Genomic DNA, 18,612 nt, shown 5'->3' with positions numbered 1-18,612 from the left:
GGCTCACAGGTACGCGGCGTTGGCCGCTTCGAGGCGGCCCTGGGCGCGCAGGATCAATTCGCAGAATTCGCGGGCGGCACCTTCGCCGCCACGGGCGCGGGTAACGCCGTGGGCGTGTTCGCGGACGAAATCGGCAGCGTTGGCCACCGCCATGCCCAGCCCTACACGGCGGATCACCGGCAAGTCTGGCAGATCGTCACCGAGATAGGCGACTTCTTCATAGTTTAGGCCCAGTTGCGCGAGCAGACCGTCGAGTACCACCAGTTTGTCCTCGCGCCCCTGAAACAGATGCGGGATGCCGAGGTTTTTCGCGCGGCGCTCGACCACCGGGGTCTTGCGGCCACTGATGATCGCCGTCTGCACGCCGGCATTCATCAGCATCTTGATGCCCTGGCCGTCGAGGGTGTTGAAGGTCTTGAACTCGCTGCCGTCTTCGAGGAAGTACAGGCGCCCGTCGGTGAGCACACCGTCGACGTCGAACACTGCCAGTTTGATCGCTTTGCCGCGTTGCAGCAGATCGTTGCTCATTACATGACTCCTGCGCGCAGCAGATCGGAGAGGTTGAAGGCGCCGATCGGGCGATCCTCCTCGTCGACGACTACCAGGGCGTTGATTCGATGGTCTTCCATGATTTTCAGGGCTTCGGCGGCGAGCATGTCGGGCCGGGCGGTCTTGCCGTGTGCAGTCATCACCTGGTCGATGGTGGCGCTGCGGATGTCGATGGCGCGATCCAGCGTGCGGCGCAAATCACCGTCGGTGAAGATCCCGGCGAGCTTGCCATCGGCCTCAATAATAGCGGTCATGCCCAGACCCTTGCGGGTCATTTCCATCAGCGCGTCCTTGAGCAGGGTGCCGCGTTGTACCTGCGGCAGCTCCTGTCCGGCGTGCATGACGTTTTCGACTTTCAGCAACAGGCGACGGCCAAGGGCGCCACCGGGATGCGAGAAGGCAAAATCTTCGGCGGTAAAACCACGCGCTTCCAGCAGGGCCACGGCCAGGGCATCGCCCATGACCAGTGCGGCCGTGGTCGAAGAGGTCGGTGCCAGATTCAGCGGACAGGCTTCGTGCTCGACATGCACATTGAGATTGACCTCGGCAGCCTTCGCCAATGGCGACTGTGGATTGCCGGTGACGCTGATCAGCTGGATACCCAGGCGTTTGATCAATGGCAGCAGCGTTACGATTTCGTTGGTCGAGCCGGAGTTCGACAGGGCCAGAATCACATCGTCGCGGGTGATCATGCCCATGTCACCGTGGCTGGCTTCGGCCGGATGCACAAAAAACGCCGGAGTGCCGGTGCTGGCCAGGGTGGCGGCGATCTTGTTGCCGATGTGCCCGGATTTGCCCATGCCGACTACGACCACACGGCCCTTGCTGGCCAGAATCATCTCGCAAGCGCGTACGAAATCGGCGTCGATATGGGTCATCAAGCCTTGGACGGCTTCCACTTCGAGGCGGATGGTGCGTTGTGCCGATTGAATCAGGTCGCGGGTTTTGCTCATGTCAGAATCGTATGGGCCGATGAAAAGGCGGCGATTATAGCGGGTATGTGGCAAAGCCTCACGCAAGTTCGACGTGCTTTGTCATTACTGGTTACCAAAACCCTCTGAAAGTCGCTCAGGCCCTCTTCAGTCGGCGATCTTGGCCGGGTTCTCGCTTGGGCGCTCAGCCTTTGCAGTGATATAGTTCGCCGCCAGTTCGGCCTGCCCGGGATGCAGGTGTTTCCGAGGAAAGTCTGGCATCCCAGTGAGAGGCTGCATCGCAAGGAGTTTAGATGAGTGCCGATAACGCCTACGCGGTCGAGCTGAAGGGAGTCTCCTTCAAGCGCGGTGCGCGGAGCATTTTCAATAACGTCGATATCCGCATCCCGCGCGGCAAGGTCACCGGCATCATGGGGCCTTCCGGCTGCGGCAAGACTACGCTGCTGCGCCTGATGGGCGCGCAGTTGCGGCCGTCCGGCGGCGAAGTCTGGGTCAACGGGCAGAACCTGCCGACGCTGTCGCGCAGTGATCTGTTCGATGCGCGCAAGCACATGGGCGTGCTGTTTCAGAGCGGTGCGCTGTTCACCGACCTGGATGTGTTCGAGAACGTGGCCTTTCCGCTGCGGGTGCACACGCAACTGCCGGAAGACATGATTCGCGACATCGTCCTGCTGAAATTGCAGGCCGTGGGGCTGCGTGGCGCCATCGACCTGATGCCGGACGAACTGTCCGGCGGCATGAAGCGCCGCGTGGCGCTGGCCCGGGCGATTGCCCTCGATCCGCAGATTCTCATGTACGACGAGCCCTTCGTGGGCCAGGACCCGATCGCCATGGGCGTGCTGGTGCGCCTGATCCGCCTGCTCAACGATGCACTGGGAATCACCAGCATCGTGGTCTCGCACGACCTGGCGGAAACGGCGAGCATTGCCGACTACATCTATGTCGTGGGCGATGGTCAGGTGCTGGGGCAGGGCACGCCGGATGAGCTGATGAATTCGGATGACCCGCGTATCCGCCAGTTCATGACCGGTGATCCCGATGGCCCGGTGCCGTATCACTTTCCAGCGACGGATTACCGCGCAGATCTTCTGGGGAAGCGTTGATGCGCAGAATTTCATTGATGGAACGCGTGCGTCGGTTCGGCGAATCGGCGATCGACGCGGTCGCGGTGTTTGGTCGGGCGACCCTGTTCCTGTTTCACGCCCTGCTGGGCCGTGGCGGTATCAGCGGTGGTTTTGGCCTGTTGGTCAAGCAGCTGCATTCGGTCGGCGTCATGTCGCTGGTGATCATCGTCGTTTCTGGCATTTTCATCGGCATGGTGCTCGCGCTGCAGGGCTTCAGCATTCTTTCCAGCTATGGTTCAGAGCAGGCTGTAGGGCAGATGGTCGCCCTGACGCTGCTGCGTGAACTGGGGCCGGTGGTCACGGCGTTGCTGTTTGCCGGGCGGGCCGGTTCGGCGTTGACCGCCGAGATCGGCAACATGAAATCCACCGAGCAGCTGTCCAGCCTGGAAATGATCGGTGTCGATCCGCTCAAGTACATCATTGCCCCGCGCCTGTGGGCCGGCTTCATTTCCCTGCCGGTGCTGGCGATGATCTTCAGCGTCGTCGGCATCTGGGGCGGTTCGTGGGTCGCAGTCGACTGGCTGGGCGTTTATGAAGGCTCGTACTGGGCGAACATGCAGAACAGCGTGAATTTCACCAGTGATGTGCTCAATGGCGTGATCAAAAGTGTCGTTTTCGCCTTTGTGGTGACCTGGATCGCCGTATTCCAAGGCTATGACTGTGAACCCACTTCCGAGGGAATCAGTCGTGCCACCACCAAGACCGTGGTGTTTGCCTCGCTGGCAGTGCTCGGTCTGGACTTTATTCTGACCGCTTTGATGTTTGGAGATTTCTGATGCAAAACCGCACCCTGGAAATCGGTGTCGGCCTGTTCCTGCTGGCAGGGATCCTGGCTTTGCTGCTGCTCGCCTTGCGCGTCAGCGGCCTGTCTCCGACTTCGTCCACCGACACTTACAAGTTGTATGCGTATTTCGACAATATCGCCGGTCTGACGGTCAGAGCCAAAGTGACCATGGCCGGGGTGACCATCGGCAAGGTCACCGCAATCGATCTGGATCGCGACAGCTTCACCGGTCGGGTCACGCTGCAAGTGGATAAAAAGGTCGACAACCTGCCGGTCGATTCGACTGCATCTATCCTCACCGCGGGTCTGCTGGGCGAGAAATACATCGGTATCAGCGTCGGCGGTGAAGACACCCAGTTGAAAGACGGTGGAACCATCCACGACACGCAGTCGTCACTGGTACTGGAAGACCTGATCGGTAAATTCCTGCTCAATACCGTTAGCAAAGACGCCAAATGAGGAGCTTTTGAATGATCTCTATCTTGCGACGTGGCCTGTTGGTGTTGCTCGCGGCCCTGCCGTTGATGGCTAACGCTGCACCGGGGCAATCGGCTCATGACCTGATTCAGGACACCACGAACCGGATGCTTGCCGACTTGCAGGCAAACAAAGAGAAGTACAAGCAGGATCCGCAGGATTTCTATGCGGCGCTCAACAACATTGTGGGGCCAGTGGTGGATGCCGAGGGTATCTCCAAAAGCATCATGACCGTGAAGTATTCGCGCAAGGCCACGCCTGAGCAGATGCAGCGCTTTCAGGAAAACTTCAAGCGCGGTCTGTTCCAGTTCTATGGCAACGCTCTGCTGGAATACAACAACCAGGGCATCACGGTTGACCCGGCCAAAGACGAATCGGGCGACCGCACCAGCGTCAACATGACCGTCAAGGGCAGCAATGGCGCGATCTATCCGGTGCAGTACACGCTTGAGAAGATCAGCGGCGAGTGGAAACTGCGCAACGTGATCATCAACGGCATCAACATCGGCAAGCTGTTCCGTGACCAGTTCGCCGACGCCATGCAACGCAATGGCAACGATCTGGACAAGACCATCGATGGCTGGGCCGGTGAAGTGGCCAAGGCCAAGCAGGAAACCGACAAAGCCGCCGCGAAGCCAGCGCAATGAGTGAGGCGGCAGTTCGTATGAGTGATGTCGACGAGCTGGTGCTCAGCGGCGTGCTGGATTACCGCACCGGGCCTGAGCTGCGCAAGGAAGGGCAGGCGCTGATCAAGTCGAGCAAGGCGTCCGCGCTGGTCATCGATTGTTCGGCGGTGCAGAAGTCCAGCAGCGTCGGCCTGTCGTTGCTGCTGTGCTTCATGCGCGATGCGCAGGCGGCCGGCAAGGCCGTCAGCATCCGTGCGATGCCTGAAGACATGCGCCAAATCGCTCAGGTCAGTGAACTGACCGAACTGTTGGCGCAACCCTGAACCATCATCTATAAAGAAGCCCCCGTCAGAGTCCTGCGTTGCGGGGTTCGCAGGCGCGGGGCTTTTTTGTATGATGTCCGACCCGTGCGCACAGGGCGCCGATTGAGGTTGAGCATGCAGGCCGTAGAAGTGAAGAGCTTCCTTGAAGGAAAGCTGCCAGGAACGCTGGTAGAAGTTGAGGGCGAAGGCTGCAACTTCCAGCTGAACGTGATTAGCGATGAACTGGCGGCGTTGAGCCCGGTGAAGCGTCAGCAGCAGGTCTATGCCCATTTGAACCCATGGATCACCGATGGCAGCATCCATGCGGTCACTATGAAATTTTTCAGCCGCGCGGCCTGGGCCGAGCGCACCTGAGCCCTAGGGCGTCGAGATACTAATGGATAAATTGATTATTACCGGTGGCGCTCGTCTTGATGGCGAGATCCGCATTTCCGGCGCGAAGAACTCCGCCCTGCCGATTCTGGCCGCGACCTTGCTGTGCGATGGCCCGGTCACCGTTGGCAACCTGCCGCACCTGCACGACATCACCACCATGATCGAGCTGTTCGGGCGCATGGGCATTGAGCCGGTAATCGACGAGAAGCTCAGCGTCGAAATCGACCCGCGCACCATCAAGACCCTGATCGCGCCGTACGAACTGGTGAAAACCATGCGTGCGTCGATCCTTGTACTCGGCCCGATGGTCGCGCGTTTCGGTGAAGCCGAAGTCGCACTGCCTGGCGGTTGCGCCATCGGTTCGCGTCCGGTCGACCTGCACATCCGCGGTCTGGAAGCCATGGGCGCGGTCATCGACGTCGAAGGCGGCTACATCAAGGCCAAGGCACCTGAAGGTGGCTTGCGCGGCGCGCACTTCTTCTTCGACACCGTCAGCGTGACCGGTACCGAGAACATCATGATGGCCGCTGCGCTGGCCAAAGGTCGCAGCGTGTTGCAGAACGCCGCGCGCGAGCCTGAAGTAGTCGACTTGGCGAACTTCCTCAATGCCATGGGCGCCAAGGTTTCCGGCGCTGGCACCGACACCATCACAATTGATGGCGTCGAGCGTCTGGGTTCGGCTTTCTACAAAGTCATGCCTGACCGTATCGAAACCGGCACCTATCTGGTCGCTGCTGCCGTCACCGGTGGCCGCGTCAAGGTCAAGGACACCGATCCGACCATCCTCGAAGCGGTACTGGAAAAGCTGCGTGAGGCCGGTGCGGAAATCACCTGCGGTGAAGACTGGATCGAGCTGAACATGCACGGCAAGCGCCCGAAGGCGGTCAACGTGCGCACCGCGCCGTACCCGGCGTTCCCGACCGACATGCAGGCCCAGTTCATCTCGCTCAACGCCATTGCCGAAGGTACTGGTGCGGTGATCGAGACAATCTTCGAAAACCGCTTCATGCACGTGTACGAGCTGCACCGCATGGGCGCGCATATCCAGGTTGAAGGCAACACTGCCATCGTCACCGGTATCGAGAAGCTCAAGGGCGCGCCAGTCATGGCCACCGACCTGCGCGCATCGGCCAGTCTGGTGATCTCGGCGCTGGTAGCCGAAGGCGACACGCTGATCGACCGCATCTACCACATAGACCGTGGTTACGAGTGCATCGAAGAAAAACTGCAAATGCTGGGTGCCAAGATCCGTCGCGTTCCGGGCTGATCGCTGCATCGGGACACAGGGACGTGTCCACTGAATTCGTTTCGAGTCGAGGGTGTACGCACCCTCGATGTGTGTCCGGCGCCGATTGCGACCGGGCATGAGTACCTTGATAAGGACTGACGTTTCCCATGTTGACCATCGCACTGTCCAAGGGCCGCATCCTTGACGACACTCTGCCGCTTCTCGCTGAAGCGGGCATCGTGCCGACCGAGAATCCGGACAAGAGCCGCAAGCTGATCATTCCCACGACCCAGGACGACGTGCGTCTGCTGATTGTGCGTGCCACCGACGTGCCGACTTATGTCGAGCATGGCGCGGCCGACCTCGGCGTCGCCGGTAAGGACGTGCTGATGGAATACAGCGGCCAGGGCCTCTACGAGCCGCTGGACCTGCAGATCGCCCAGTGCAAGTTGATGACCGCCGGCAAGATCGGCGCGGTCGAGCCCAAGGGCCGTCTGCGCGTGGCGACCAAGTTCGTCAACGTTGCCAAGCGTTATTACGCCGAGCAGGGCCGTCAGGTCGACATCATCAAGCTGTACGGCTCGATGGAACTGGCGCCGCTGATCGGGCTGGCCGACAAGATCATCGACGTGGTCGACACCGGTAACACCCTGCGCGCCAACGGCCTGGAGCCACAGGAACTGATCGCCACGATCAGCTCGCGTCTGGTGGTCAACAAGGCTTCAATGAAAATGCAGCACGCCCGAATCCAGGCGTTGATCGACACCCTGCGCAACGCAGTGGAATCGCGACACCGCGGCTGATCTACCAGCGCGGCCCGAGGCCGCGCCGTCTATCCGCCTCATAGCCAGAATTCTCAGGTGCCCAAGCGGATCGAATGCTAGTTTCGGGCGCCTGAGTTTTTTGCCAATTCCTATGAGGCTCTCGCTATGACCGCACCGACTGCAATTCGCCGACTCAACGCTGCTGACCCGGATTTCGCGCATCATCTGGATCATCTGCTGAGCTGGGAAAGTGTGTCTGACGACTCGGTCAATCAGCGCGTGCTCGACATCATCAAGGCTGTGCGCGAGCGCGGTGACGCGGCGCTGGTCGAGTTCACCCAGAAGTTCGACGGTCTTGAAGTCGCCTCGATGGCCGATCTGATCCTGCCGCGCGAGCGTCTCGAACTGGCCCTGACCCGCATCACGGTGCCGCAACGCGAGGCCTTGGAAAAAGCCGCCGCCCGCGTGCGCAGCTATCACGAAAAACAGAAGCAGGATTCCTGGAGCTACACCGAGGCTGACGGCACGGTGCTCGGCCAGAAAGTCACGCCACTGGATCGCGCAGGCCTTTACGTGCCGGGCGGCAAGGCCTCGTATCCGTCGTCGGTATTGATGAACGCGATTCCGGCCAAGGTCGCCGGCGTGACCGAAGTGGTCATGGTCGTGCCGACCCCGCGCGGTGAAATCAACGAGCTGGTGCTGGCCGCTGCCTGCATCGCCGGTGTCGACCGCGTGTTCACCATCGGCGGCGCGCAAGCGGTTGCCGCACTGGCGTACGGCACCGAAAGCGTGCCGCGTGTCGACAAGGTTGTCGGCCCGGGCAATATCTATGTCGCTACCGCCAAGCGCCATGTGTTCGGCCAGGTCGGCATCGACATGATTGCCGGCCCTTCGGAAATTCTTGTGGTGTGCGACGGCCAGACCGATCCGGACTGGATCGCCATGGACCTCTTCTCCCAGGCCGAGCACGACGAAGACGCGCAAGCGATTCTGGTCAGCCCGGACGCCGAGTTCCTCGACAAGGTAGCCGCGAGCATCGATAAATTGCTGCCGACCATGGACCGCGCGACCATCATCGAAACTTCGATCAATGGCCGTGGTGCGCTGATCCAGGTCACTGACATGGCCCAGGCCATCGAAGTCGCCAATCGTATCGCCCCGGAACACCTGGAGTTGTCGGTCGCTGATCCACAAGCCTGGCTGCCGCAGATTCGTCACGCCGGTGCGATCTTCATGGGCCGCCACACTTCCGAAGCGTTGGGCGATTACTGCGCCGGTCCGAACCACGTGTTGCCGACTTCCGGCACCGCGCGGTTCTCCTCGCCGCTTGGCGTCTACGACTTCCAGAAGCGCTCGTCGATCATCTTCTGCTCCGAGGCCGGCGCTTCCGAACTGGGCAAAACTGCATCGGTACTGGCCCGTGGTGAATCGCTGAGCGCCCACGCGCGCAGCGCCGAATACCGCATCAAAGACCAAGACTTTCTGAAAGGGCAGGGGAACTGAGCGATGAGTAAATTCTGGAGCCCGTTCGTCAAGGATCTGGTGCCCTACGTGCCGGGCGAACAGCCGAAGCTGACCAAACTGGTCAAGCTCAATACCAACGAAAATCCGTATGGCCCGTCGCCAAAAGCGCTGGCGGCGATGCAAGCCGAGCTCAACGACAACCTGCGCCTGTACCCGGACCCGAACAGTGATCTGCTGAAAAACGCCGTGGCCGAATATTACGGCGTGCAAACCAGTCAGGTGTTCCTTGGCAACGGTTCGGACGAAGTGCTCGCGCACATCTTCCACGGTCTGCTGCAACACGATCAGCCGCTGCTGTTCCCGGACATCAGCTACAGCTTCTATCCGGTCTACTGCGGTCTGTACGGCATTGAATTCGATGCGGTGCCACTGGATGCGCAATTCCAGATCAACCCGGCCGACTACGCCAAACCGAATGGCGGGATCATTTTTCCCAACCCGAACGCCCCGACCGGATGCCTGCTGGCGCTGGACGCGGTGGAGCAAATCCTCAAGGCCAGTCCTGATTCGGTCGTAGTCGTCGACGAGGCGTACATTGACTTCGGTGGCGAGACGGCGATCAGTCTGGTGGACCGCTATCCGAACCTGCTGGTGACGCAGACGCTGTCCAAGTCACGCTCGCTGGCCGGCCTGCGTGTCGGTCTGGCGGTAGGGCACCCGGATCTGATCGAGGCGCTGGAGCGGATCAAGAACAGCTTCAACTCCTATCCACTGGATCGTCTGGCGATTGTCGGCGCGGCGGCGGCGTTTGCCGAACGCGAGTATTTCGACAAGACCTGTCGTCAGGTGATCGAGAGCCGCGAATGGGTGGTGGCGCAGTTGCAGGCTAAAGGCTTTGAAGTGCTGCCGTCGGCGGCCAACTTCATCTTCGCTCGCCACCCGCAGCATGATGCGGCGGGCATGGCGGCCAAGCTGCGCGAGCAGGGCGTGATCGTGCGGCACTTCAAGCAGGAACGGATTGCGCAGTTCTTGCGGATATCGGTGGGTACGCCGGAGCAGAATCAGGCGTTGATCGACGGCCTTGGCGACCTCTAAAAGCAAAGCCCCTCACCCTAGCCCTCTCCCAGAGGGAGAGGGGACTGAATGGGGAATATTGCAGAGGTTCACCGACTTGAACGATTTGTATTGAATCCATAATCAGCTCGGTCTTTCAGGTCGATGTATCCCGCAAGACAACTCGGTCGGCTCCCTCTCCCAGAGGGAGAGGGGACTGAATGGGAATATTGCAGAGGTTCACCGACTTGAACGATTTGTATTGAATCCATAATCAACTCGGTCTTTCAGGTCGATGTATCCCGCAAGACAACTCGGTCGGCTCCCTCTCCCAGAGGGAGAGGGGACTGAATGGGGAATATTGCAGAGGTTCACCGACTTGAACGATTTGTATTGAATCCATAATCAACTCGGTCTTTCAGGTCGATGTATCCCGCAAGACAACTCGGTCGGCCCCCTCTCCCAGAGGGAGAGGGGACTGAATGGGAATATTGCAGAGGTTCACCGACTTGAACGATTTGTATTGAATCCATAATCAACTCGGTCTTTCAGGTCGATGTATCCCGCAAGACAACTCGGTCGGCTCCCTCTCCCAGAGGGAATGGGGAATATTGCAGAGGTTCACCGACTTGAACGATTTGTATTGAATCCATAATCAACTCGGTCTTTCAGGTCGATGTATCCCGCAAGACAACTCGGTCGGCTCCCTCTCCCAGAGGGAGAGGGGACTGAATGGGGAATATTGCAGAGGTTCACCGACTTGAACGATTTGTATTGAATCCATAATCAACTCGGTCTTTCAGGTCGATGTATCCCGCAAGACAACTCGGTCGGCCCCCTCTCCCGCCGGGAGAGGGCTGGGGTGAGGGTGTGCTTTTATTCGTGATGCGGCTCGCCAACGAATGTCAGCGAACTGAACAACCCACGACTGTCCACATCCACACTGTCCTTCACCGGCACTTCAACCTGCGCCGCAATCACATTCAACCCTTCATTACGCACCAGCACCTGCGCACGCCCATCCTTGTCGGTCTCGGTGCTCAGGGTGTTGGGCGCGCTGCGATAGTCGCCAATCAACTTCACCCCTGCCGCCGGTTTGCCATCGAGCAGCACCCGCACCGGTAACGATTTGCCCGGCCCGACCGTCAGCGGATCGACCTCCGGCAGGATCAGCAGTTTGATCTGGTCCAGTTTCGGCAATTTCGCCCCCGGCTGATAGATCGACAGGCTGTACTTGAAGGTCTGCGTGGCCTCGGTAGCGCCGGGCACTTTGCTGCGTCCTTCGTTGATCCACTTCTTGTCCGCCGTCTGCGACCACATGCCATTGTTCAGCGCCACGGCCATCAGCGCCGGCGGCTTCAATGGTTTCAAACGGGCATGATCGGCCAGGCGCTCGACGCTGACCGGGATCATTTTGCCGCTTGCGTCATAAGCCCAGGCACCGCTGACTTTTTGTGCCTTGAAGGCGTTGTCTTCGGCGCCGTGACCGTAGACCACCTCGATGTTGCCGCGTCGTTCCTCTGTCCACAGGCCGTGGGCCGACACTTGGCCGGTGAATAGCGCAGCGATGAGCAGAAGGGATTTGCCGTAGTGCATGGTGACGTCCTTTTACAGGTTGAGTGTCAGGCTGACGGTGAAATTGCGCGGCTCGCCGGGGTTGACCCAGTAGTTGCTGTAGGAGCGCTCGTAGTATTTTTCGTCGAAGATGTTGTTCAGATTCAGGCCGACCGTGACGGTGTCGCTGGCCTTGTAATGTGCGAGCAAATCCACGGTCTGGTAGGCCGGCAATTCGAAGTCGCTGCCGGATTCGCCCGAGCGATCGCCGACGTAGGTGAACGCTGCGCCGACGTCTGAACCGCGCAGACGGCCATCCTGAAATTCATAAACACCCAGCAGACTGCCGCTGCGTTTGGCCACGCCGAGGATGCGGCTGCCGGTGGCAATGGTCGCGTCGCCCTTGGTCACCTCGGCGTCGATGTAGGCGAAGGCGCCGATGACCCGTATCGCGTCGGTCACCTGGCCGCTCACTTGCCAATCGAAACCCTGACTGCGCGCCTTGCCCATCGCGCGGCTGGTGTCAGTGCCCGGATCAAGGGCGAGGACGTTTTCCTTGTCGATGTGGAAGAAGGCGAGGGTGCTGCTCACCCGCTCATCGAACAGCTCGTTCTTGATTCCCAGTTCATAACCGACGCCTTCTTCCGGGTCGAAGGATTTGCCGGAAGCATCCAGGCCGTTGTTCGGTTTGAACGAGGTCGAGGCGTTGGCGAACAGGCCGGTGTTCGGCGTGAGCTGATAGAGCAGGCCGGCGCGTTGAGTCAGTGCGTCGTGGCGCTGTTGGCTTTTGGCGTTGCGGCTGTGATCGTCGATGCGCTGATCGAAATGCTCGAAGCGCGCGCCGACCATGCCGCGCAACTTGTCGGTGAAGATGATCTGGTCCTGCAGATTCAGCGCATGACTTTCGACGTGTTCGAAGAAGTCGGTGCCCGAGCGTGCGCCGTTGGGTTTCGGCTGGCCGTAGACCGGCTTATAGATGTCGATGGCGTAGGGGCCGCCAGCAATGGTGGTGACGCGTTCGTCCTTGCGGTAATTCTCGTACTCGGTGCCGATCAGCAATTCATGCTGCCACGGCCCGAGGTCGAACAGACCGCGCAGTTCCAGTTGGGTGATGCTGTCGTGCCAATTCGTATCGCGTTCGCGCAAGCGGCGGTTGACCGTATGGCCGTCGGCGTTCAGCGCCCTCTGTTCCGAGGCGTCGCCCCAGAGCTTGCCTTCCTTGTAGTGGCTGGCCAGACGCAGTTTCCAGCTGTCGTTCAGATGGTGTTCAAGAGTGGCCTGGAGCAGGTTGTTGTGGTTGTCGATGTTGCCGTCGTTGGGCTCGCCCAAGAACGTCGAGCGCGATACGCCGCTCCATTTGTTGTTCGGCGCCACAACGCCACGATCGAACGTCGAGTTGTGACGGACGATTTCGCTCTCCACCAGCAGCGATGTGTCCGGGCTCAACTGCCAACTGATCGAGGGCGCAACGAAGACCCGCTGGCTGTCGACGTGGTCGCGAAAGCTGTTGTTGTCTTCTACGGCGAGGTTGATGCGCGAGAGCACATCGCCCTGATCATCGAGGGGTGTGTTGACGTCCAGCGCGGTGCGGTAGCGGTCCCAACTTCCGGCGCTGGTTTGCAGGGTGGTGAACGCTTCTGGCTGCGGTTTCTTGGTGACGATGTTTACCGTGCCGCCAGGATCGCCCCGACCGTAAAGGCTGGCGGCCGGGCCTTTGAGCACTTCGATGCGCTCGATATTGGCCGCATCCGGCGTGCTCGGGTAACCGCGATTGGCGCTGAAACCGTCCTTGTAGAACTCGGACGTGGTGAAGCCGCGCACGCTGTATTCGTAAAGGGTCAGGCCGCCGAAGTTGTTCTGCTTCGATACGCCGCCAGCAAAATCCAGTGCACGTTCCACGCTGCTGCTGCCCAGATCCGAGAGCACACTGGCCGGGACCACGCTGATGGCTTGCGGAATATCGCGAATCGCCGTGTCGGTTTTGGTCGCACTGGCGGAGCGAGTCGCGCGATAACCGCTGACCGGGCCGGTGGGTGATTCGTAGTCGGAGGTGACGCTGATGGCTTCCAGCTCAACGGGCTGCGGCTCATCGGCGAAGGCGGGATCGCAGAGCAAACCCAGAGTCAGGCCCAACAGTGAGGCCTTTTTGCGAGACGACATGTTATGTTGTTCCAATTGCTAGAATTGAAACAATATAACATGTCCGTTGAGAATGTCTGCTATTCGCGCCGTTGGCGCGAAAACATTTTTACTCTTCTTTTTCTTTCACCGGTGCCGGTGGTGGACGCAGGCCGATTTCAGCCGTCAGCTTCAGTTCCTTGCCGTTGCGCATGACCTGAATTGTCACCTTGTCGGTCGGTTTGATCCGCGCCACCTGGTTCATCGAGCGGCGACCATCGCCGGCGGGCTCGCCATCGATGCTCAGAATCACATCGCCCAGTTGCAGGCCGGCTTTCTGCGCCGGGCCGTCACGGAAGATCCCCGCGACGACAATCCCCGGACGCCCGGACAAGCCAAACGACTCCGCCAGTTCCTGAGTCAGCGGTTGTACTTCGATGCCCAGCCAGCCACGAATCACCTGGCCGTGCTCAATGATCGACTTCATCACTTCCATCGCCAGTTTCACCGGAATGGCAAATCCGATCCCTTGCGAGCCGCCGGACTTGGAAAAGATCGCCGTGTTGATTCCGGTGAGGTTGCCGTTGGCATCGACCAGCGCACCGCCGGAGTTGCCCGGGTTGATCGCCGCATCGGTCTGGATGAAGTCTTCGTAGTTGTTCAGGCCCAACTGATTGCGGCCGGTGGCGCTGATGATGCCCATGGTCACGGTCTGACCGACGCCGAACGGGTTGCCGATAGCGAGCGCGACGTCACCGATGCGAATGCTGTCGGAGCGGCCGACGGTGATTGCCGGGAGGTTTTTCAGGTCGATCTTCAGGACAGCCAGGTCAGTCTCAGGATCGCTGCCAATCACCCGTGCGAGTGTTTCGCGACCGTCCTTCAATGCCACGACAATCTGGTCGGCGCCGCTGGTGACGTGGTTGTTGGTGAGGATGTAGCCTTCCGGGCTCATGATTACCCCGGAACCGAGGCTCGATTCCATGCGCTTCTGTTTCGGCGAATTGTCACCGAAGAAGCGGCGGAACTGCGGATCCTCGAACAAGGGATGCGCCGGTTTGTTGATGACCTTGGTGGTGTACAGGTTGACCACCGACGGCGCGGCGATGCCCACCGCATCCGCATAGGACACCGGCCCCTGTTGCACGATCGTGGTCTGTGGCGCCTGTTGCAGATTGACGTCGAGGCTCGGCAGCCCGACCCACTCGGGGTAACGCTGAATAATCAACAGAGCGATAAGCACACCGGCCAACAGCGGCCAGCCAAAAAAACGCAGCGCCTTGAGCATTAAGCACGTTCCTGGAAAGGTTGCAGGCGAGGTCAGACCGCCCATAATGTCGCGCATTATACGAGGCCGCGCGCGCCTCTGAACGGGATATTTAGGAGTCTTTCATGGCCGTTGCCCTCAGCACCCTCGTCGAAGAAGCCGACCGTTACCTGGGCAGTGCGAAAATTGCCGATTATTGCCCCAACGGATTACAGGTCGAAGGCCGCCCGCAAGTGATGCGCATCGTCAGTGGCGTCACCGCCAGCCAGGCTTTATTGGACGCCGCCGTCGAAGCCGAGGCCGACCTGATCCTGGTCCATCACGGGTATTTCTGGAAAGGCGAAAACCCCTGCGTCACCGGCATGAAACAGCGCCGCTTGAAAACCTTGCTCAAGCACGACATCAGTCTGCTCGCTTATCACCTGCCGCTGGATCTGCACCCGGACGTTGGCAACAACGTGCAACTGGCGCGTCAGCTCGACATCACTGTTGAAGGGCCGTTGGACCCGAGCAACCCGAAAGTCGTCGGGCTGGTCGGTTCGCTGAATGAGCCGATGACCGCACGGGATTTCGCGCGCAAGGTGCAGGAAGTCATGGGCCGCGAGCCGCTGCTGATCGAAGGCAGCGGCATGATCCGCCGCGTCGGCTGGTGCACTGGCGGTGGCCAGGGTTATATCGATCAGGGCGTGGCGGCGGGGGTCGATCTGTTCATCAGTGGCGAGGCCTCCGAGCAGACTTTCCACAGTGCGCGGGAAAACGACATCAGCTTCATCGCCGCCGGCCATCACGCCACCGAACGCTATGGCGTGCAGGCGCTGGGCGAGTATCTGGCGAAGCGCTTTGCCCTTGAGCACATCTTCATCGATTGCCCAAACCCGATCTGAGCTCACCGCAAACTCCTGTGGGAGCGAGCCTGCTCGCGAAGGCGTCAGACCTTCAATACAAAGGTGCCTGACACTCCGCCTTCGCGAGCAGGCTCGCTCCCACGTTCGGCCCTGACGGCCGAACTGGTGGGCATATTCATATACCCTTTCGATCTAGTTGGCGTCCTGATTAGAAGAGGTCGCTGTGCTAGGATTCCTCGCTCGAACACGGCCCGCTGGCCGTTCATAAGAAAGCTTTCGTGAGTAGCCATGGTCGACAAACTGACGCATCTGAAACAGCTGGAGGCGGAAAGCATCCACATCATCCGCGAGGTGGCCGCCGAGTTCGATAACCCGGTGATGCTGTACTCCATCGGTAAAGACTCCGCCGTGATGCTGCACCTGGCACGCAAGGCGTTCTTCCCGGGCAAACTGCCGTTTCCGGTGATGCACGTCGACACCCGCTGGAAATTCCAGGAAATGTACAAGTTCCGCGACAAGATGGTCGAAGACTTGGGCCTGGACCTGATTACCCACATCAACCCCGATGGCGTGGCGCAGAACATCAACCCGTTCACCCACGGCAGCGCCAAGCACACCGACATCATGAAAACCGAAGGCCTGAAACAGGCACTCGACAAGCATGGTTTCGACGCAGCGTTCGGCGGCGCCCGTCGCGATGAAGAGAAATCCCGCGCCAAAGAGCGCGTGTACTCGTTCCGCGACAGCAAACACCGCTGGGACCCGAAAAACCAGCGTCCCGAGCTGTGGAACGTCTACAACGGCAAGGTCAACAAGGGCGAATCCATCCGTGTGTTCCCGTTGTCGAACTGGACCGAACTGGATATCTGGCAGTACATCTACCTCGAAGGCATCCCGATCGTGCCGCTGTACTTTGCCGCCGAACGCGAAGTGATCGAGAAGAACGGCACGCTGATCATGATCGACGACGAGCGCATCCTCGAGCACCTGTCCGAAGAAGACAAAGCGCGCATCGTGAAAAAGAAAGTGCGGTTCCGCACCCTTGGCTGCTACCCGTTGACGGGCGCGGTGGAGTCCGAGGCCGAAAGCCTGACGGACATCATTCAGGAAATGCTCCTGACGCGAACTTCCGAGCGCCAGGGCCGGGTCATCGACCACGATGGCGCAGGCTCGATGGAAGACAAAAAACGTCAAGGCTATTTCTAAGGGGCTGTCATGTCGCATGTTTCTGATTTGATCAGCGAGGACATCCTCGCCTACCTGGGCCAGCACGAACGTAAAGAGCTGCTGCGCTTTTTGACCTGCGGTAACGTCGATGACGGCAAGAGCACCCTGATCGGGCGCCTGCTGCACGACTCGAAGATGATCTACGAAGATCACCTCGAAGCGATCACCCGCGATTCGAAGAAAGTCGGCACCACCGGTGACGACATCGACCTGGCATTGCTGGTCGACGGTCTGCAGGCCGAGCGTGAGCAGGGCATCACCATTGATGTCGCTTACCGCTATTTCTCCACCGCCAAGCGCAAATTCATCATCGCCGACACCCCCGGCCATGAGCAGTACACCCGCAACATGGCCACCGGTGCGTCCACCTGTGACCTGGCGATCATTCTGGTCGACGCCCGTTACGGCGTGCAGACCCAGACCCGTCGCCACAGCTTCATCGCTTCGTTGCTGGGCATCAAACACATCGTCGTTGCCATCAACAAGATGGACTTGAAGGACTTCGACGAAGGCGTGTTCGAGTCGATCAAGGCCGACTACCTGAAGTTCGCCGAAGGCTTGAAGATGAAGCCGACCAGCATGCACTTCGTGCCGATGTCTGCCCTTAAAGGCGACAACGTGGTGAACAAGTCCGAGCGCTCGCCGTGGTACACCGGCCAGTCGCTGATGGAAATTCTCGAGACAGTGGAAGTGGCGGGCGATCGCAACTTCACCGATCTGCGTTTCCCGGTGCAGTACGTCAACCGTCCGAACCTGAATTTCCGTGGTTTCGCCGGCACCCTGGCCAGCGGCATCGTGCACAAGGGCGACGAAGTCGTGGTGCTGCCGTCGGGCAAGAGCAGCCGCGTGAAATCCATCGTCACCTTCGAAGGTGAACTGGAGCACGCAGGTCCAGGTCAGGCGGTAACCCTGACCATGGAAGACGAAATCGACATCTCCCGTGGCGACCTGTTGGTGCATGCCGACAACGTGCCACCGGTCACCGACAGCTTCGAAGCGATGCTGGTGTGGATGGCTGAAGAGCCGATGCTGCCGGGCAAGAAATACGACATCAAACGCGCCACCAGTTACGTGCCGGGCTCCATCGCCAGCATCGTCAACAAGGTCGACGTGAACACATTGGAAGAAGGCCCGGCGAGCGCGTTGCAGCTCAACGAAATCGGCAAGGTGAAGATCGCGCTCGACGCGCCGATCGCCCTCGACGGTTACGAGAGCAACCGCACCACCGGCGCATTCATCGTCATCGATCGCCTGACCAACGGCACCGTTGGCGCCGGCATGATCGTCGCTCAGCCTGTAGCGCATGGCACTGCCACCCACCACGGCAAACTGGCCCACGTGGCGACCGAAGAACGCGCCCAGCGCTTCGGCCAGCAACCGGCCACCGTGCTGTTCAGCGGCCTGTCCGGCGCGGGTAAAAGCACCCTGGCGTATGCGGTCGAGCGCAAGCTGTTCGACATGGGCCGCGCGGTGTTTGTACTCGATGGCCAGAACCTGCGTCATGACTTGAACAAAGGTCTGCCACAGGATCGCGCCGGGCGTACCGAGAACTGGCGTCGTGCCGCGCACGTGGCGCGTCAGTTCAACGAAGCGGGGCTGCTGACCCTGGCCGCGTTCGTCGCGCCAAGTGCCGAAGGTCGCGAGCAGGCCAAGGAACTGATCGGCAAGGATCGCTTGCTGACGGTCTACGTGCAGGCCTCGCCGACCGTGTGCGCCGAGCGTGATCCGCAAGGGCTGTACGCTGCTGGTGGCGACAACATCCCGGGCGAATCCTTCCCGTACGACGTGCCGCTCAATGCCGATCTGGTGATCGACACGCAGTCGCTGAGTCTGGAAGAAAGCGTCAAGCAAGTGCTGGAGCTGTTGCGTCAGCGTGGCGCGATATAAGCGTTAGGCACTAAT

General features: G+C 60.1%; 18 protein-coding genes. 13 read left to right on the top strand and 5 right to left on the bottom strand.

The genetic code is table 11. The features are described 5' to 3' along the window. Window positions 1-3: 3 nt before the first annotated feature. The gene (locus ACZZ0K_RS19615) at window positions 4-528 is read right to left on the bottom strand and encodes a KdsC family phosphatase (protein ID WP_258707606.1); all 525 of its coding nucleotides are present in this window, start codon (window positions 526-528) and stop codon (window positions 4-6) included. Beyond that, window positions 528-1,502 carry a KpsF/GutQ family sugar-phosphate isomerase gene (locus ACZZ0K_RS19610; protein WP_258707607.1) on the bottom strand — a complete coding sequence of 325 codons (975 nt, stop codon included), beginning with the start codon at window positions 1,500-1,502 and terminating at the stop codon, window positions 528-530. Before ACZZ0K_RS19610 ends, ACZZ0K_RS19615 begins: the two co-directional genes overlap by 1 nt. Window positions 1,503-1,774: 272 nt before the next feature. On the opposite strand from ACZZ0K_RS19610, the gene ACZZ0K_RS19605 reads away from it, so the two are divergent. The 10 genes from ACZZ0K_RS19605 (at window position 1,775) to hisC (ending at window position 9,741) form a co-directional block, all read left to right on the top strand. Continuing rightward, a complete protein-coding gene (locus tag ACZZ0K_RS19605; RefSeq protein WP_056782943.1) occupies window positions 1,775-2,584 on the top strand; it encodes an ATP-binding cassette domain-containing protein in 810 nt (269 codons plus the stop codon). Continuing rightward, window positions 2,584-3,381 carry a lipid asymmetry maintenance ABC transporter permease subunit MlaE gene (mlaE, locus tag ACZZ0K_RS19600; protein WP_016771674.1) on the top strand — a complete coding sequence of 266 codons (798 nt, stop codon included), beginning with the start codon at window positions 2,584-2,586 and terminating at the stop codon, window positions 3,379-3,381. The genes ACZZ0K_RS19605 and mlaE overlap by 1 nt, the downstream gene beginning before the upstream one ends. After that, window positions 3,381-3,848, top strand: a complete 468-nt coding sequence (gene mlaD, locus ACZZ0K_RS19595) for an outer membrane lipid asymmetry maintenance protein MlaD (RefSeq protein ID WP_016771673.1) — start codon at window positions 3,381-3,383, stop codon at window positions 3,846-3,848. The genes mlaE and mlaD overlap by 1 nt, the downstream gene beginning before the upstream one ends. 11 nt (window positions 3,849-3,859) lie before the next feature. Beyond that, complete coding sequence (locus tag ACZZ0K_RS19590; protein WP_056782946.1) at window positions 3,860-4,513, top strand: MlaC/ttg2D family ABC transporter substrate-binding protein; 654 nt, start codon at window positions 3,860-3,862, stop codon at window positions 4,511-4,513. Continuing rightward, window positions 4,510-4,815: an STAS domain-containing protein gene (locus tag ACZZ0K_RS19585; RefSeq protein ID WP_041477984.1), complete on the top strand. Its 306-nt coding sequence runs from the start codon at window positions 4,510-4,512 to the stop codon at window positions 4,813-4,815. Before ACZZ0K_RS19590 ends, ACZZ0K_RS19585 begins: the two co-directional genes overlap by 4 nt. Window positions 4,816-4,929: 114 nt before the next feature. Beyond that, window positions 4,930-5,169 (top strand): BolA family protein, encoded by a 240-nt coding sequence (locus ACZZ0K_RS19580; RefSeq protein ID WP_016771670.1) that lies wholly within the window; start codon window positions 4,930-4,932, stop codon window positions 5,167-5,169. A 22-nt stretch (window positions 5,170-5,191) separates the two neighbouring features. Then, entirely contained in the window at window positions 5,192-6,457 is a 1,266-nt protein-coding gene (gene murA, locus ACZZ0K_RS19575) for a UDP-N-acetylglucosamine 1-carboxyvinyltransferase (RefSeq protein ID WP_016771669.1), read from the top strand. Between the two features lie 128 nt (window positions 6,458-6,585). Further along, on the top strand, window positions 6,586-7,221 hold the full coding sequence (gene hisG / locus ACZZ0K_RS19570) for an ATP phosphoribosyltransferase (RefSeq protein WP_095180378.1): 636 nt from the start codon (window positions 6,586-6,588) through the stop codon (window positions 7,219-7,221). A gap of 126 nt (window positions 7,222-7,347) precedes the next feature. Further along, complete coding sequence (gene hisD, locus ACZZ0K_RS19565; RefSeq protein ID WP_041477986.1) at window positions 7,348-8,685, top strand: histidinol dehydrogenase; 1,338 nt, start codon at window positions 7,348-7,350, stop codon at window positions 8,683-8,685. A gap of 3 nt (window positions 8,686-8,688) precedes the next feature. After that, entirely contained in the window at window positions 8,689-9,741 is a 1,053-nt protein-coding gene (gene hisC / locus ACZZ0K_RS19560; protein WP_258707608.1) for a histidinol-phosphate transaminase, read from the top strand. 834 nt (window positions 9,742-10,575) lie between these two features. On the opposite strand, the gene ACZZ0K_RS19555 is transcribed toward hisC, so the two are convergent. The 3 genes from ACZZ0K_RS19555 to algW form a co-directional block, all read right to left on the bottom strand. Continuing rightward, window positions 10,576-11,295 carry a DUF4198 domain-containing protein gene (locus ACZZ0K_RS19555; protein ID WP_150636110.1) on the bottom strand — a complete coding sequence of 240 codons (720 nt, stop codon included), beginning with the start codon at window positions 11,293-11,295 and terminating at the stop codon, window positions 10,576-10,578. Window positions 11,296-11,307: 12 nt separating this feature from the next. Beyond that, window positions 11,308-13,413: a TonB-dependent siderophore receptor gene (locus tag ACZZ0K_RS19550; RefSeq protein WP_258707609.1), complete on the bottom strand. Its 2,106-nt coding sequence runs from the start codon at window positions 13,411-13,413 to the stop codon at window positions 11,308-11,310. Between the two features lie 88 nt (window positions 13,414-13,501). Next, the gene (algW, locus tag ACZZ0K_RS19545) at window positions 13,502-14,659 is read right to left on the bottom strand and encodes a Do family serine endopeptidase AlgW (protein ID WP_016770590.1); all 1,158 of its coding nucleotides are present in this window, start codon (window positions 14,657-14,659) and stop codon (window positions 13,502-13,504) included. A gap of 104 nt (window positions 14,660-14,763) precedes the next feature. On the opposite strand from algW, the gene ACZZ0K_RS19540 reads away from it, so the two are divergent. The 3 genes from ACZZ0K_RS19540 (at window position 14,764) to cysN (ending at window position 18,597) form a co-directional block, all read left to right on the top strand. Continuing rightward, window positions 14,764-15,522: a Nif3-like dinuclear metal center hexameric protein gene (locus ACZZ0K_RS19540; protein WP_024011629.1), complete on the top strand. Its 759-nt coding sequence runs from the start codon at window positions 14,764-14,766 to the stop codon at window positions 15,520-15,522. A gap of 249 nt (window positions 15,523-15,771) precedes the next feature. Then, entirely contained in the window at window positions 15,772-16,689 is a 918-nt protein-coding gene (gene cysD / locus ACZZ0K_RS19535) for a sulfate adenylyltransferase subunit CysD (protein ID WP_056782962.1), read from the top strand. 9 nt (window positions 16,690-16,698) lie between these two features. Beyond that, window positions 16,699-18,597, top strand: coding sequence for a sulfate adenylyltransferase subunit CysN (cysN, locus tag ACZZ0K_RS19530; protein ID WP_073473760.1), 1,899 nt, complete (start codon window positions 16,699-16,701; stop codon window positions 18,595-18,597). Window positions 18,598-18,612 lie beyond the last annotated feature (15 nt).

The organism is Pseudomonas sp. AC255 (assembly GCF_979258175.1).
This window is presented reverse-complemented; position numbering and strand designations above follow the sequence as displayed.